This window comes from Alteribacter natronophilus (assembly GCF_006007885.1).
GTDB classification, from domain to species: domain Bacteria; phylum Bacillota; class Bacilli; order Bacillales; family Salisediminibacteriaceae; genus Alteribacter; species Alteribacter natronophilus.
In genome coordinates, this window is record NZ_VCRO01000001.1 from 726,402 (window position 1) to 741,600 (window position 15,199).

General features: G+C 46.4%; 15 protein-coding genes. 2 read left to right on the top strand and 13 right to left on the bottom strand.

From position 1 onward, the window contains the following. Nucleotides 1–96: 96 nt before the first annotated feature. The 5 genes from speD to FGB90_RS03680 all read right to left on the bottom strand — a co-directional run bounded on the left by speD (nucleotide 97) and on the right by FGB90_RS03680 (nucleotide 4,624). Entirely contained in the window at nucleotides 97–909 is an 813-nt protein-coding gene (gene speD, locus FGB90_RS03660) for an adenosylmethionine decarboxylase (RefSeq protein WP_171051682.1), read from the bottom strand. Between the two features lie 195 nt (nucleotides 910–1,104). Beyond that, nucleotides 1,105–2,319, bottom strand: coding sequence for a two-component system sensor histidine kinase NtrB (locus FGB90_RS03665; protein WP_138809199.1), 1,215 nt, complete (start codon nucleotides 2,317–2,319; stop codon nucleotides 1,105–1,107). 126 nt (nucleotides 2,320–2,445) lie between these two features. After that, nucleotides 2,446–3,432: a hypothetical protein gene (locus FGB90_RS03670; RefSeq protein ID WP_138809200.1), complete on the bottom strand. Its 987-nt coding sequence runs from the start codon at nucleotides 3,430–3,432 to the stop codon at nucleotides 2,446–2,448. A gap of 77 nt (nucleotides 3,433–3,509) precedes the next feature. Continuing rightward, the gene (locus FGB90_RS03675; protein WP_138809201.1) at nucleotides 3,510–3,713 is read right to left on the bottom strand and encodes a hypothetical protein; all 204 of its coding nucleotides are present in this window, start codon (nucleotides 3,711–3,713) and stop codon (nucleotides 3,510–3,512) included. A 77-nt stretch (nucleotides 3,714–3,790) separates the two neighbouring features. After that, on the bottom strand, nucleotides 3,791–4,624 hold the full coding sequence (locus FGB90_RS03680; RefSeq protein WP_138809202.1) for a sulfurtransferase: 834 nt from the start codon (nucleotides 4,622–4,624) through the stop codon (nucleotides 3,791–3,793). 81 nt (nucleotides 4,625–4,705) lie between these two features. Here FGB90_RS03680 and FGB90_RS03685 point away from each other — a divergent pair, with 81 nt between their 5' ends. After that, complete coding sequence (locus FGB90_RS03685; protein ID WP_138809203.1) at nucleotides 4,706–5,479, top strand: metal-dependent hydrolase; 774 nt, start codon at nucleotides 4,706–4,708, stop codon at nucleotides 5,477–5,479. A gap of 60 nt (nucleotides 5,480–5,539) precedes the next feature. Here FGB90_RS03685 and FGB90_RS03690 read toward each other — a convergent pair whose 3' ends face one another. The 7 genes from FGB90_RS03690 to FGB90_RS03715 all read right to left on the bottom strand — a co-directional run bounded on the left by FGB90_RS03690 (nucleotide 5,540) and on the right by FGB90_RS03715 (nucleotide 12,678). Then, complete coding sequence (locus FGB90_RS03690; protein ID WP_138809204.1) at nucleotides 5,540–7,012, bottom strand: esterase/lipase family protein; 1,473 nt, start codon at nucleotides 7,010–7,012, stop codon at nucleotides 5,540–5,542. 66 nt (nucleotides 7,013–7,078) lie between these two features. After that, nucleotides 7,079–7,849, bottom strand: a complete 771-nt coding sequence (locus FGB90_RS03695) for a 2-keto-4-pentenoate hydratase (RefSeq protein ID WP_138809205.1) — start codon at nucleotides 7,847–7,849, stop codon at nucleotides 7,079–7,081. A 183-nt stretch (nucleotides 7,850–8,032) separates the two neighbouring features. Next, on the bottom strand, nucleotides 8,033–8,233 hold the full coding sequence (locus FGB90_RS03700; RefSeq protein WP_138809206.1) for a DUF2187 domain-containing protein: 201 nt from the start codon (nucleotides 8,231–8,233) through the stop codon (nucleotides 8,033–8,035). Nucleotides 8,234–8,376: 143 nt separating this feature from the next. Next, complete coding sequence (locus FGB90_RS03705; RefSeq protein WP_246056041.1) at nucleotides 8,377–9,306, bottom strand: CAP domain-containing protein; 930 nt, start codon at nucleotides 9,304–9,306, stop codon at nucleotides 8,377–8,379. A gap of 144 nt (nucleotides 9,307–9,450) precedes the next feature. After that, on the bottom strand, nucleotides 9,451–10,863 hold the full coding sequence (locus FGB90_RS03710; RefSeq protein WP_138809207.1) for an LVIVD repeat-containing protein: 1,413 nt from the start codon (nucleotides 10,861–10,863) through the stop codon (nucleotides 9,451–9,453). 436 nt (nucleotides 10,864–11,299) lie between these two features. Next, on the bottom strand, nucleotides 11,300–11,461 hold the full coding sequence (locus tag FGB90_RS19560; RefSeq protein ID WP_171051683.1) for a hypothetical protein: 162 nt from the start codon (nucleotides 11,459–11,461) through the stop codon (nucleotides 11,300–11,302). Nucleotides 11,462–11,622: 161 nt separating this feature from the next. Next, nucleotides 11,623–12,678, bottom strand: coding sequence for a DUF3900 domain-containing protein (locus FGB90_RS03715; RefSeq protein WP_138809208.1), 1,056 nt, complete (start codon nucleotides 12,676–12,678; stop codon nucleotides 11,623–11,625). Between the two features lie 133 nt (nucleotides 12,679–12,811). On the opposite strand from FGB90_RS03715, the gene yxiS reads away from it, so the two are divergent. Then, entirely contained in the window at nucleotides 12,812–13,114 is a 303-nt protein-coding gene (gene yxiS, locus FGB90_RS03720; RefSeq protein ID WP_138809209.1) for a protein YxiS, read from the top strand. A gap of 89 nt (nucleotides 13,115–13,203) precedes the next feature. On the opposite strand, the gene FGB90_RS03725 is transcribed toward yxiS, so the two are convergent. Further along, nucleotides 13,204–14,946 (bottom strand): Rieske (2Fe-2S) protein, encoded by a 1,743-nt coding sequence (locus FGB90_RS03725; protein ID WP_138809210.1) that lies wholly within the window; start codon nucleotides 14,944–14,946, stop codon nucleotides 13,204–13,206. Nucleotides 14,947–15,199 lie beyond the last annotated feature (253 nt).

Below are 15,199 nucleotides of genomic sequence, written 5' to 3' on the forward strand. Positions count from 1 at the left end.
TTGCACAATAAAAAACTGGACAGAGTACCACTCCGGCAGGAAAAACCCGCTTACAAACAGAAAACACCCTGCTGCTGCAGGGTGTTTTCAGAACCGTTATGACCGACTTATGTTTCTGCCGTAATAGATCTCATCCATTTCCATCTGAAGTTTTTCCGTAATCTCTCTCTGTTCTTCTTCGGATAGTTTTTCTTTTGTATATCCGAATAGATAATTATTCAGATCGAATTTCTTCAGTTTGCATTTAGTATGAAAGATGTTCTCCTGATAAATGTTCACATCGATCATATCATAGTAGGTTTTCAATTCATCTGGAATAAAGTTCTGAATCGAATTAATTTCATGGTCTATAAACAGCTTATGTCCGTTTACATCGCGGGTAAAGCCCCTGACTCTGTAATCCATGGTCATGATATCTGTGTCAAAAGAGTGAATCATATAGTTGAGTGCCTTAAGTGGGGAAATTTCCCCGCAGGTTGATACATCAATATCCGCCCGGAATGTGGAAATTCCTTCATCGGGGTGGTATTCAGGATACGTATGAACGGTAATGTGACTTTTATCGAGATGAAAAACAGCTGACTCGGGTAGAGGTCCCGGTGATTCCTGAAACGCGGTCTTTGGTGCTTCTTCAACAGGTCCTTCTGCTACCAGCAGCGTGACACTTGCCCCCTGCGGTTCGTAATCCTGTTTAGCTACATTCAGGACGTGTGCCCCAATTATATCGGCAACATCCGTCAGTATTTTCGTAAGGCGGTCCGCGTTATACTGCTCGTCAATATATTGTATGTATGCCTTTCTTTCTTCCTTCGTTTTTGTGTAGCATACATCATACATGTTGAAACTCATGCTTTTCGTCAGATTATTAAAATCATGAAGCTGAATACGCTCCTCAGGTGTAAGTTTCAATGGCCTTTCTCCTTTACGGTTCAGTCTTGAAGGGCATGCAGCATTCAGCCGTGCACCGGGCATGGCAGTCCCTGTTACCAACATCATACCAATTCTTACTTTACGAATAAACAGCTGTTTGTATGCCGGATTATTAAAACATGTTTTTAAGTACAAAAATTAAGAGTAAGGCTTACGGATAGAAGATTCCGTACCTTACTCAATTAAAGTATCAAATGTAATGGAGACCGTTGTCCCTTCAGGGCCGGTCCTCACATCGATGCTTGCATTATTACGTCCTGCTATGCTGTAGGCAATGGACATACCCAGTCCTGTATTTTCATCTTTAGTGGAGAAAAACGGGGTGGCTGCTTTTTCTCTTACCTCTTCGCTGATTCCGCTTCCCTGGTCAATAATTTCCAGAACCGTCCGGCCATTTTGTTCGGTTGCCCTGATTGTCAGGACTTTCGATTCCTCCATCGCTTCCAGGCCATTTTGAGCCAGGTGGAGAATCATTTCCACAGTTTCACTCCGATCAGCAAGAATCCTTGGAAGATCTCTGTTAAACCGTGTAACAATCTTCTGATTTTTAAGGGCAGCTGTACTGTTGAGTTCCGCGAGAATCTCATCTTTTAAATCTTTAATATAAAATGGCTCCGGGGAATTTGTTTTGTCTCTTGCAAGCTTAATAAAACGGGTTATAATCTGATCTGCCTTTTCTATCTCTTCAATCATCAGATTAACCGAACCCTTATATTCATCCAGATCGTTTTTACCGGACATCAGCTGAAGATAACCCTTCACAGTTGTGAGCGGATTCCGGATTTCGTGTGCAAATCCTGCAGCCATTTCGCCTACCAGGTGGAGCTGATCGAGCTGTCTTACTTTTTTCTGATAATGTTCCTTCTGCACAATTTCACGGTTGAGCCGTTCATTTTTTTCGGTAAGCTCCTGTGTTTTAATTTCAACAAGGTCATGAAGGTAGTTTTTATGCAGTTCCAGTTCCTGTTCAAGCTTTCGAATATGAGTAATATCCGAAATCGTGACGATGGCTCCAATAATACGTCCCTCGTGATCCTTCACAGGTACTGCAGAATTTAAAATGGCACCTTTCTGGCCGTCAAAACGAAGGATATCAATTACTTCACCGAAGGAGGACTCACCGGAGGTCAATGCACGGACAACCGCCCAGTCATTGTCTTCTACCCGTTCCCCTGTATCACGCCACCAGCCGGTATATGATTCATGAACCGAAGCAGATGTATTCGAAGCGGGATCCGCGCCCCAGGCACGATAAACATGTTCATTGATAAAACAGAAATTCCCCTCGGCGTCTACGATCAGTACCCCTATAGGGAGTGAATTAATAAGTGTACCAAGGTCCAGATGCTTTTCAAGAATGGAGATATTGCGGGATTTATATTTTTCCATTTTTATCACTCCATAAGCTTGTCTACGTCTATTATACTAAAGACAGGAGTAAATTGGCCCTGTTTTTCGTTATCTCTTTATGGAAAACAGGTAAAAACAATCCGGCCGGGGTATCCGGCCGGATTGTCAGGCAAACCTGATATTTAACAGGCGCTGTACATGTTCAATCTGGTTAAGAATGGTTGCCTGGGGGCTCCCTGCAAACAGGAGACCGACTGCATTGCTGTCGAGGTCCGTTACCACGGATCCGCTGTCCCCTCCCTCGGAAATGGGAGTAGTTACAATCTGATCACGGAAGCGACCAGTTCTGTCACCGCCAAAATTTACGTCTATAACAGCTTCCACGGCTGTAATCTCACCGGTAGTGTATCCGGTTGTTCTGCCGGTTTTTCTCACACGCATGCCTGTTGCCACGTTTTCTGCAGCAACTGCTCCCTTAATGTAGCCACTCCAGTAAACCTCTCTGTCCAGTTCCTGAAGCGACCCTTCCGCTATCGCCGCATCAACGAAATTATCATGATCATCAGCCGGAACATCCGGAGTAAGATCGATTGGTATAAATTTTGTAAGGACAGCCACCTGATCATCAGGCAGTCTGCCACCATCGGCAGAACCGGGCTGAATGACAGGGTCTCCCTCGACTGCTTCATTGCTGTTTGCGAGTACATGATTGTTGGAGAGTATAAAGTACTTTGCCTCCTGTGTACCTTCCCCTGATGTGACAATTGCTCCCGCCGTTCCGGCAGTTATGTCAGGGTGTCCAACACTCCAACCGCCTTTTACCGGCCGGATTCTTGAAGTCAGGGCATTACCCGGCAGTGTACGCATTTCCCTCTGGAGATCAGGCTGCACCGATACGGACCCAATTTCAATGACATCCGTAGGCACACCGTCAATGAATTCCGGCACCAGATCGGCTGGCTTCAGCATGGCTGCAGGCTGTTTGCTCGTGACAAACGTAAGTAAAGCCGGTTTGCCGGTGGGGACACCGTTTACCACTTTTTCACCGATACCTATACCTGTCACATTTTCTTTGTTCAGCAATTGATTTTCATTCTGGCGCGTTTTTACTTTTCTTACTCCTTTTACCTGTTCTTTCGTTAATCCACGCATAACAAATCAGCCCTCCCTCATTGTCATACTTTCTCATTTCGACAGGGAAGGCTGTAAAACCTCTTGAACCGGGTGCTTTAAAAGAAATAGTAATATAACACTGTCCAGATCAGGGCCGGTACAAAGGTAATAACATAAAGCAGTGAGAGGAATCTGAACCTTTTTTTGGCGTTTTTACTGTAGGTTTTGTCCTCGGGGTTCAGCCCTATTTTTATTGTGGCTATAAGTGCAAATACACAGACGGCAGCCACAATGATCAGGACAGGAATATAATTTCCCATATAAGAAACCTCTTTCTATCAAAGAATACGTCCGGTAATAGTTTAATATAAACACTCACTTTTTGCGAGCCGGGGGGTCATCCTTTATTTACCGGGTTGTCATTATCTGCAATCCATCCGCTCCAGCTTTCGGGAAACAGCTTAGCGCTCTTTCCGGCAGCCGTAAACGCCAGTATATTTGCGCATGCTGTTACCCCTGAACCGCAGTAAACGATACTGCCGCTCCTTTCATACTGTTTTAAATCATTCTTCAGCTCAGCTGCTGATTTCCAGCGGCCCTCACTGTCCAGGCGGTTTTCCCAGTTGTCATTAACAGCCCCCGGGATGTGCCCTGCTACTGGATCGATCGGCTCGTACTCACCTTTGAAGCGTTCCGGGGATCTTGCATCGATCAGCTGCTGTGCTCCTGAAACACCTGCTCTTTTCACCTCTTCTGCAGAGGCGGTCATGTGAGGATTTATATTTACTTTGTAATGAGCTTTTTCATGGATCTCGGGTACTTTTGTATCCACAGGATACCCTTTATCCAGCCATTTTGAGAAGGACTCGTCAAGGACACGGGCATTACTGTTTCCTGTATAGGTCAGAAGCCACCAGAGTCTTGCCGCCATTGAACCGCCCTGATCATCATAGGCAACTACGGTGGTATCATTGCCAATACCGCTTCGGGCCATCTTCTCTGCAAAAACCGCCGGATCCGGGAGCGGGTGTCTGCCTTTTCCCGGATCGTCCGCAGGTCCCGACAAATCATCATTCAGATGAAAATACACGGCTCCGGGAATATGTCCGTTTTCGTACTCCACTTTCCCTGCCGATGGATTTCCAAGATTGAAGCGGCAGTCAGCTATGACTATGTCCCGACTGTGAAGGGTGCTGTACAGCCATTCCTTTGAAACGAGGATATTGCGCAATGATAAAACCACCTTTACATAATTTTCAGACTATTGTGTTAAAATAGGTACTGCCATAAAATAATTTAGGAGGTATTTTTTATGAAACTGACACGTCTGGGTCATTCCTGTTTTGTCTTTGAGCTGGCAGACGGCCACAGAATTATGGCAGATCCTTTTCTTGGTGAAAACCCTGCCTGTCCGAAGTCATTTCTGGAGGACGACTACTTAAAAACGATCGACACGGTCCTTCTTACACACGGCCACTTTGATCATGCATCCGGGCTTTCCGATTTGCAAAGGATCAATCCCAATGTCCTGGTTGTGGCACAGTATGAGTTTGCACTTACACTGATGGAAAAAGGGTTCAGCGTTTTCCCACTGAATTTTGGAGGTTCGTACTCGATAGACGGTTTCAGGGTCACCATGGTTCAGGCCGCTCATACGTCAACTTTTGGTGAAACGGAAGGCTCTCCTCTGTTTGCAGGACTGCCCTGCGGTTTTATTCTGGAAGCGGAATCAGAAGAGACTGTGTATCTGTCAGGGGATACCACAGTCATGGCTGATATGAAAATCATTCAGGACATATACAATCCGAAAACAGCAATTCTTTCAAGTTCAGGTCAGTTTGTTATGGGACCCCGCGAGGCTGCTTATGCAGTGAAAAACCTCCTGAATGTAAAGACTGTTATTCCGTGCCACACCTTCCCAAAGCCGGAGGAGGCAGCAGATCCCGCCAGAATGAAAGCACTGATTTCAGCCTTTCCGGTAGTTGAAAATATGACCGGCAGGGATGAGGAACTCAAATATCTCCTGAAAGATGAATCCACGGTGGATGTAAAAATACTCGATTACGGGGAAACATCCGAAATTTAGAAGGACTGACTGTAAAGTCAAACCTGCAGAGGTTCCAGTACAACCGAACTACGTGACAGGCTATAATCCGTATAATTTTCCGGAATTGTCACAATAAACACTTTTCATAATCGTCCGTTCACAGCCGGTTCCCCCGGACGTATGTCCGCTTACATCAACGGCCAGGTTATATATGCCTTCTCCGTAGGCCGGGAGTACAGCAGTCGGACCTGCTTCTGAAGTCGCCGGTGACAGGACCTCTCTTTTGTCACCGGCCTTTATTCCATCTACACAGGGAGTATAAGTGCACCGCATCGTTGAGGAGGAGACGGTTTGAAGCGGGTCCATGCACTTAATTTTCAAACGGTGTTTGTCCGACTGCTGGAGATGGAGTGCCGGGTTCCCTGGACTGTTAATGGAAATGACGAGCAGGTAGGCTCCTGATGTAGAATTTCTGCAGCCGATCCCCCATTTCCCTGCTTCAGGCTCCTTTACACGAAACGTATGATGCCATGCACCTCTGAAAAACTCCTCATCTGCTTCTGTAACAGTATGGGGCGTAAAATGTTTGCCATCAGGGTCCATAAGTATGATCTCCTCTGACTGTTCCGTACTCAGCCAGTCTGCAGTAAAGTCCGGGATTTCATCTTCGACAATAAAATACTCCATTTCCTCTCTATTGCCTATACCTCCCCTCACAATACGGTTCCCGTCTGTTGAAAACGCAGGGGCTGCATCCGTCTGATGAACGTGAACTTTCCCGTTAATGTGATCCGATATGAGCGGAAACAGATGCCGGCCAAGCGCCAGCTCCCCGTGATTCCAGCTCCCGACCTTTATCATTTCCCCATATGGAAGTGATGCACTTTCCACCGAGACCACCCCATCGCTGTCACCCGGAATAATAAGACCTCCCAGAAAATATCTGCTGAATAAAGGACCGGAATGATTACCTGCAATGGTCTGATAGGAAGTGGACTCAATTTCTTTCCTTGAATCTGTAATTGACCGGAAATAAGCCATAAACCCGGTCTGTACACTTCTGGTCCCTTCATTTTTCATGCCTGTCACCGCTGCCAGCCAGGAAGCTTTAGCACTGAAGGCCAGATCGGCGAGTTGACTCCCGTGATGCGGTGAACCGATTGCGTACAGATTCTGCACAAGCTCGGAACGTCCGTAATGAATCAAAGCGGTCTGTGCGTCCACTGCCCCCTTACTGAAGCCGATTACTGCGATATTTCTGTCCGGGAAACGTTTATGAATCTGTCCTAGCTGCCAGGCAAGCATAGCCCCATTATCCCAATAGCTGCGGGGGTTTCCCCCGGTATCATACAGTTCTACAAAGGCTGTCTGGTAGCCCTCGTTAACAGCTTTTTCATACCACGTATTTTCTTTATAGAACATAGAGGAATTATTGGTTAAGCCGGGTACAAATACAAGTAGCGGGCTGTTTTTCACATGATTTTCAGGTGCCCTTCCAAAAAGAATCGATCCCGGCTCACCGGGCTTCCCAAGAATGTTATCAAATGTGGAGAGCAGCTTATCCTCAATCAATTCCCACACCCCATCCCTTTTGCTTTAATTGTACTCCTGCCTGGGTGTCCAGAAAAGAAAAATCCATTAAGGAACGGCATTTACACCAACAGATCCACCGGAAGAAAAGTGAGCTGTGTATTTTCCTTCTGTAAGCCTCACGGGAGGGATAAAAGTGCCTGAGGAAACGATCATCCCTTTTTTCACTTTGCAGCCATGACTGCAAAGCTTTCCGGCAAGCCACTGAACAGACAGAACAGGATCTCCCATTACTGATGAGGAATGACCTGATGCGACCGGGATGCCGTTACGTTCGAGATTCATTGATATATCTGCCAGGTCAAGTGTATTTGCAGGAACAGCCTTTGTTCCAGTTACAACCCGTCCAGTAAAAGCATTGTCGCAGATAAGGTCCATGAGTTTAAAACGGGGGAACCAGTTCTGAAAACGGGAGTCGGGAATTTCAAGGCCAGGCGAAACGAGAGACTTACTGATAATTTCTTCAGCAGATGGACTGTCTGATAAGTCTTCCGTAAATGTAAAGATCAGTTCAGGTTCCAGTAATGGTTCATTCAGGTCACTAAGGGACACGCTGGCATTGTTTTTTATCAAACTCCTGTTGAAAAGAGTGCCGTATGCCGGTTCATCTGTGTCGGCAAGAGCCTGGGTTTCCGGGCTTGTCATACTGATTTTAAATCCTGACGGCACGTGACCAGTCCGGCTTTTTCTGCTGACAAGCTTCTGCTGGAACTCATACGCATCCGTTTCCTTCAAATCCGTTTCAGTGCTCAGAAATTCGGCCGGATTTCCTCTCTGTTCTGCTTGAATAAGCTGGTCAATTTTTTTAAATGTCTGCAATGGTATTAACTCCTCTCAACCGGAATGTGTAATGTATCACAAAAGGTTTTAGGTGATATTTTAAATGATTAAAGGGTAAAATGCCAACTTTTCCGAAAATTCAGGAATGAAGACCTACGGATACAATATCCGGGGTAAGAAAACACACACACCTTCAGGAAGGTGTGTGTTTTCGGGAGTCTGTTATTTAAATTCAGTATGATGAAGTACCGTTCGTGCCAAGCTCCCATCCTCGAGTTTTTTATCAAGCTCAACAGCAATGGAATTCGTGTAAACGGCAATCACTTCAGCCTTCGAGCCTTTAAATTCACCTTTTGTCACATTTACCTGATCCCCGGCTTCAACCTGAATGGGATTGTCCTGTTTTTTTTCTTCTTCTGCCATGGTCATGAACCTCCTTCGGCAAGGTATAAACTGCTGTGTATACCATACCCTGTTTCTTTTGGCGTTACCCCTCACATACTATAACAAAAACATGCACCAGTGTGTTGATGCATGTTTTTGTCTGAATAATTAATTTAGTCGTTCTACTGACTGATAAACATCTGCGTCCAGTGATTGCCGCTGCTTTCGTAACCTACACCAATCTGATTGTAGTTTCCTGATAAGATATTCTCACGGTGGCTTGGGCTCTCCATCCACTGCTGTACTACCTGTTCAGGTGTCTGCTGTCCCTGGGCAATGTTTTCTCCTGCTGCGTTATAATTGATCCCGTAATCCCGCATCATGTCGAATGGGGAGCCGTAAGTTGGGCTTGTGTGAGAGAAATAGTTATTTTCAGCCATGTCCTGGGATTTCCGGCGGGCAACCTGGCAGAGTTCAATATTTGTATCCAGTTCACCGAGGCCGTTGTTCGCACGTTCCTGATTCGTAAGTTCAATGACCTGTCGTTCAAAATCTTTCAGCTGACCGTCGCCTGCAGGCTCATCCTGAGGTTCTTCATCCATCTGTGTTTCTTCCTGCTGCGGCTGGTCCTGTTCCGGAGCCGGCTGAGTATCCGGCTGCGGCGGCTGCCCGCCTGGAGAAGGTTCTTCCTGCTCAGGCTCTGATACAGGAGGATTCTGAGGCTCCTGCGGGCCTTCAAGTTCAGGCTGCTGTCCAGGCTGAAGCTCAGGCAGATTGATATCAAATTCTTCCTGAACAATGCTGTACAGTTCTTCCGGGTGAACCTGGTCCATATCCAGATCGGAGAGGAATTTTGCTTCCTGAATCTGAATGGCTTTTGTGTGTGGGAAATCCTTACTGTTTACTTCCGTTTTTTCCGCCGATATTTCAAACATCTGATTTGGATTCTGCTCAAATGGATTGCGCTGGTCCTGATCAAAACCGGAAAGCGGACCCTCTCTGTACATTCCCTGTCCTTCGAAATCATCTTCCTGATCCATATTCCCGCCGCATGCAGCAATGACGATCATCAGCATCGCTGCAATGACGGGCAGTAAAATAATTTTTTTCACTTCTATGTCCTCCTTAGCATTGTATAATCGCCTATAGTCTCCGTAACCACGCTAAGGATTATAGATGGAAATAAATGATAAGGAAAAAGACCACCCGCAGAGGGTGGCCTCGTTCTGATTCTGTTAAATTAAAACGCTTATTTATCAGTAACTTGCCTTATTGTTTCCATTTCCATTATTTCCGCCGTTATTCTTTAGAAGTACCTTCAGCCCCTGGCCCATATCGGAAGCAAGAACATAGTTCCTGTCAACAAATACTCCCCAGACATTGCCCTGCTCAGGGGTGTAGCGGCCAATTTCCTTAGGCTCTGAAGGATTTGAAATATCTACAGCAAGAACTCCTCCTGAATAATAGGACAGATAGAGTGTGTTGCCATGTACTTTAGGATCATGAACCGTATTTGCGAATGTACTGCCAATAAAATCGAAAGTCAGTTCCGTTGTAAATTCGCTCAGAAGCTGTGGGTCTGTTTTATCCGAGATATCAAAAATCCGTGTATACCCATAAGCATCTTCATAGCCTTCCCCGTGCGGGTTTGCCACCTCACGTGTTTCAATCAGGATATTCCCGCCCCGGGCCAGTGCAGCGGAATGGGCAGCGCCTTTCTGATCGTCGGCAAATTCGGTTCTTCCCAGATATTCAGGGTTTTCAGGGTTGCGGATATCAAAGATTACCGTCCCCAGATCCCACATGGATACGTAGGCGTAGTGACCATTATTGTCTGTAATGACGCTGTGGTTGAACACCGGTCTTGTATGACCGTCCGGAGCATCCCAGTGGTACCCGTTAAAGTCCTCGCTTACTTCCTCCAGTTCACGTGGATCCCATCCCCAGAGTTTTTCCGGATTTGCAGGGTCACTGACATCAATAATCTGGAAATCCTCTTCTGCACCGTCAGTATAGAAGTCTGCATACGGATTGGAGAGAAGTGCGATCGCTTTATTTCCCTGGCGAGTCAGATAAAGCTCATGTGTTCCGGTAATCGTCCGGTCGAGTTCATAGAACCCGAGCCGCTCCGGATTATAAGGGTCCGATACATCGTAGAGAAGCATACCGCCTTTGCTGTCCGGCCGGTCAGCATTGTTGCGGGAAGTCTGCTGCAGACTCACGACAGCAAGATCTCCGTTAAAGTGAGGTGTATTCACCCGTTTTACAATGACCTTTTCCTGCCATGTATGAGGAATATCATCTGCAATGACCCCGATCTCCTCAGGGTTTTCAGGATCCTTCATATCGAAGATACGGACTCCTCCGTTCGCCCCGTTTGCTGTATGTGTGCCAAGGTAGGCAAAACCCTGATGGGCATACACATCGGCAGTATTGTTCTGCACTCCGTCTTTTTCACTGAGCTGTACAGATGCTGCTTCGTGAAGATGCTTTACATTTTTATGCCCTTCTTCAACAGGAGAATCCAGCTGCTCGATCGCATCGTGATCAAAGACGATCCCTTCCCCTTTGTTTCCACCCTCGAATGCATCGTGAGCCAGCACTGATGTGCCCGCTGACAGTACAAGTGTTCCTGCAAGTACCGAACTGATAAGCTGTTTCCTTTTCATTCCCTCGTCCTCCCTGAATATGATTTCCCGTTCATTATAGTCGACGGAATATTTCGTATCCAGAAGGTGTTTTCGACAGGGATTTCAATCGGCTTAGTAATGTAAATCATGATGTTTATTTCTTTCAGGAAATCGAGGGACAGCTTGTTAAATTTTGTCGTTTTCGCTCGCCGGAAGTGCGGAAATTGAATATTTAGTTACACGTAATTTAAGTTATCCGTAAAATATAAAAGTCTAAACTTCAGGAACGGGGCTTTTCTATTTCTTTTTTAAGCAGAAAGTTGTATGTATTTCTGAACGTTCATACTAATTAAGCGTCCTTAGTCACGGACAGGCACCTGATGCAGCAAAAAAGACAGAAGCCCGGCCGCCTCTGTCTGAATCCTATGAAAATGGAAATCCCTTTTCCGGAGTTTTCAGCTTCTTCTCTTTCGGACTATATAAGCCCTAAGATAAAGGATAAAGCAATTATAACGACGGACACGTGAAACAGCACTTCCATCCAGTTTTTCGCAAAGCTGTTCAGCAGGCGGGCAAATCTTAAAGTACACCGTACACCGACAACAATCCAGGCAATAAGCAGCAGAAGTTCAGGCATGACTCTGTTCCCTCCTTTCCATACTGAGCTGTGACACGGATGCTGCACCGAACGAGGGAATTATAACTGCATTTCAATATATGTTCTTTTTTGTTCAGATATAGCAGGCACAAAAAATCCGGGAAGTATTTTTCTTCCCGGGCTAAAAGTGGTATGTGCAGTTATCTCCCAATCTTTTTCAGCACGTTTTCAAGGGAATCCGGCTGAAGAAACTCCACAGGGGAAGCGCCTTTCTCAAATGAGAATGATTCCCCTTCAATCAGAATGACATATTTTCCGTTGACTTTCGCTATATGAAGGTGTTCGCCAAAATCCGAAAGAAGCCCCTTAACATCAATGTGATCAAGCTTCAGCTTCATTTCCATTTCCGGCTGATGCTCAATGATAGGGGCCGATGCTTCCATTACCTGCTCCTCTGTCCACTTTTCCTGCAGCTGCCGGCTCTCCGTGTTCGCCCAGGCTTCAATACTTTCTTCCTCAGCAATCCACTCCTCACTTTCCGGTTCGTATGTTTCGGCTATGTGCTGCTGTGCTGTTTCGATCATCTGTTCTTTTACCAGTTCGGGCATGGACTGGCTGTATTCCACGTACTTCAGAAAGTCTTCAAAGTAGCGGGCATGTGAAGACTGATGGATTTTCAGTTCCCATTCCTCGGTCATTCCTTCCTCAGGCATGAAGGGATATTGGATCGATTTCATGTTTCGCGTCGTAATCGCCATTTCAACATGACGAATCAGCGTTGTCTCATCTGTGATCGAAGCGACTTTCGGCTCAAAATCACACTTTAGTACAAATACGAATTTATCATCCATATATTTTGTCAGCTTTGCACGGATCACGAGAAGTGCTCCACCCCGGACCGCACTCGTATTCGTATAAGCTGTGACAAGCTGTTCACTGTTTTTCCGGAAGTCCTCGGCCGTTTCTGCAGTGCGTATGCGGTTAAAAAGATTGTAATTCGGGTTGGTGTCCAGTTCGTGACCCGGTTCCACCACAAAGTGTCCAATCTTGGTAGGCACCTGATCGGACTTAGGATTCCGCTCCACTTTTCTTTTTGCGATTTTCATCAGTTCCCCGTCAAGGAACTCCTTCAGCGGACTTGTAAAGTACTGCTCGCTGTCCATCGTCTGAAAATGACGGTATGTTTTGTCCGCCTGCTCCCCGCTTCCGGTCACCTGTACAAGAAAAAATGACGCGTAATCAATTGTAAAGTCCACTATGCCTCACCCTTTTTTATCGTCTTGTTTCCACAGAGAATTATAGCATTGTTGGTTTTATCAAAACACAGTTGGATGTAATTCCTGTTTACGCTATAATGGGCGTAAAATCCGAAGTCAGGGGAGAACAGCGTTGAACAGAAAAGAAATGGAAGACCGGATCGTTGAAAACTACCGGAAAGATGAAAATATGATGATCCTCGTATTTGCACAGTGGTGCGTCAATCATGACCTTGATCCTGTACAAATTTACCGGAATGCCTACCCTGATCAGGTGAAAAATCCTGCCCTTGGGAATGCTCTGGAGCTGACGGTTCCCAAGGAGGAGGCCGGTGAGATTGGAAATGAAACCGTTATTGGCGTCCTGTCCATGTTCGGTAATGACGATCTCGCATTTGAAGTAACGAGACAAATTGAAATGCAGAAGAAAAATTGAACGGAACTTTGTTCCACCAGAAGAGGCAAAACTAAAAAAGAACTGTCGGCATATAAAGCAGCCGACAGTTCTTTCTTATCTGTTCAGTTTTATTCTTCTTCAAAAAGGTTTTCACCTTTTGAAAGACGCATGGCAATTTTAGCTGTATGCGGAATTTCCCGTGATGTTGGAGCATGTGCGGCAATGTATCTCACTGCCGCAAACAGCATTGTATCTTTTGCCCGTTCTGAAAAATCACCTGAAAATCCATTCCACTCCTCGTGTTCAGCAACTGCGGCTTCCAGAACCTGAAAAGTATGAAACTCTGCATCCTCCCTGAGAACAGCATGACCGAGCGTATTAAACAGGGCCCGGCGGTCTCCCCCCTGTTTAAGATATGCAGCAAGCCAGCGTGCAGCCTCGCCGGTCTGCTGCTGCCGGTCGAGAAGATCGAGCAGGTCGTCAGGATTGCTTGCGTTTTCCAGTCCTGCCTCCGGAATCCTGGCGGCTGGTGTGTTCAGAAAACGGTCAAGATAAATACTCATGGCACTGTGGAAAATCCCTCTTACAAGAGGCCGGGACAAGGACCGTTTCAGGGACATGTGAACCGCGTGGGAGTGGGAAAAGGTATGAAGTACGGTAATCCAGTCCCTGAACTCATTCTGAACATGAAAGCGTGCAATTCTTTCTCCTGCTGCAGCAGTCACAACTCGGGCAAGTGAGACTGGAGAGGTGCCTCCCCTGAGCTTTTCCGTCAGTATATTAACTGTCTGTGCAGGATCATCTTTTAAAATCGTTTCCAGTATGTGATCCGGATCCTCTGCTTCACGGGTGCCAAACTCAATAGTTTCGAGATCAGTAAAAGCGCTTTCGAGAAGTTCAGTAAGGTTAACAGGTGCCTGCCAGCTGTGGAGTTCCTCGCTTCGTTGGGCACCTGACAGTTCAGGAAGCAGGGAGGTCAGGATAAGGCCCCGGTTTTCACTGCCTATCTTCTCCAGAATTTCAAACGCCTTGTTATGAAAATCCAGTGTATGACCAGTGTTCATATAATAATGATCAGTTATAGCTGACATCATCATTCCGGCAAGCTGACTGTTTTCAGCGTCCGATTGGGCAGCGGTCAGCAGAATCCTTTCGGCTCCCTGAACATCGCGTACTTCCACGCTGTGACGGTACCAGCCGGCCATTCGTTCAAACGAGGGAGCTTCATCCTGATCTGAGAGCGGAAGCGGTCCTGCCAGGAAACGTGTTCCCATTCCTTCACTTTCACGGGCGACATGAACGAGTCCCTGATACAATGCCAGTATTTGTCCGTTGCGGTCCAGAAAGGGAAGCATGTTTGTCATGGCGGTTAGTATAGTCAGCCCTGACCGCCAGCCGTTCCACCTGTGTCTGACACCAAAATTAACACCGATTCCTGCAATATCTGCAAGAGGAACACCTGCCTGAACGAGTCCTGTAACGGACTTCGCAATTACCAGGCTCAGGTTCTGTTCAAGCCCCTCTTTCAGCCTGTTTTTGTGCTTTTCAACGGACGGTGGTGTTTTCGGGGACAGAATAATCCGGATCTCCCCGTCATTTATTTTTACCGGATAAACGGGAACGTCATCGGCCCAGGGATCCAGTGTACCTCCACTATTCAGATCAAACCTTGCATGGTGCCAGTGACAGGTAAGAAGACCGTCACATACGCTTCCCATGTGAAGAGGAAACCCGAGATGGGGGCAGCGGTTGTCAACTGCATAAACCTCATCTTCATGAAAGATGACGGCAATACCATGCCTGCCCCCCTTTACGACCTTCGTATGCTTTTCTTTCAGTTCTTCCAGCGTTCCGGCATATACTTCATTCATCTGACCCGCTCCTTTTTTTTAGGCTCTTTTCGGAAAGATTGATGTTTTATTGCAATGCAGGCGGACGCTTTCCCCGGGCATCGCTCCAGCCTCCCCGGGAAAAACGCCCTGAAGGGTCTTCCTCAGGTGCTTTTCCCGCAGGAGACGCCGCCTTCCGCTCAAAAGGAACAATCTATCCGAAACCAGCTTTTTATTATAGTCAGATTTATCTTACAACTCCATGAAGTCTCAGGCATCGGACAAAAACAGTAAA

Excerpts from the sequence above, each read along its gene's own strand:
- FGB90_RS03665 (WP_138809199.1), bottom strand. The coding sequence starts at position 2,319 with ATGGAAAAATATAAATCCCGCAATATCTCCATTCTTGAAAAGCATCTG.
- FGB90_RS03670 (WP_138809200.1), bottom strand. The coding sequence starts at position 3,432 with ATGCGTGGATTAACGAAAGAACAGGTAAAAGGAGTAAGAAAAGTAAAA.
- FGB90_RS03675 (WP_138809201.1), bottom strand. The coding sequence starts at position 3,713 with ATGGGAAATTATATTCCTGTCCTGATCATTGTGGCTGCCGTCTGTGTA.
- FGB90_RS03685 (WP_138809203.1), top strand. The coding sequence starts at position 4,706 with ATGAAACTGACACGTCTGGGTCATTCCTGTTTTGTCTTTGAGCTGGCA.
- FGB90_RS03700 (WP_138809206.1), bottom strand. The coding sequence starts at position 8,233 with ATGGCAGAAGAAGAAAAAAAACAGGACAATCCCATTCAGGTTGAAGCC.
- FGB90_RS03710 (WP_138809207.1), bottom strand. The coding sequence starts at position 10,863 with ATGAAAAGGAAACAGCTTATCAGTTCGGTACTTGCAGGAACACTTGTA.
- FGB90_RS19560 (WP_171051683.1), bottom strand. The coding sequence starts at position 11,461 with ATGCCTGAACTTCTGCTGCTTATTGCCTGGATTGTTGTCGGTGTACGG.
- FGB90_RS03725 (WP_138809210.1), bottom strand. The coding sequence starts at position 14,946 with ATGAATGAAGTATATGCCGGAACGCTGGAAGAACTGAAAGAAAAGCAT.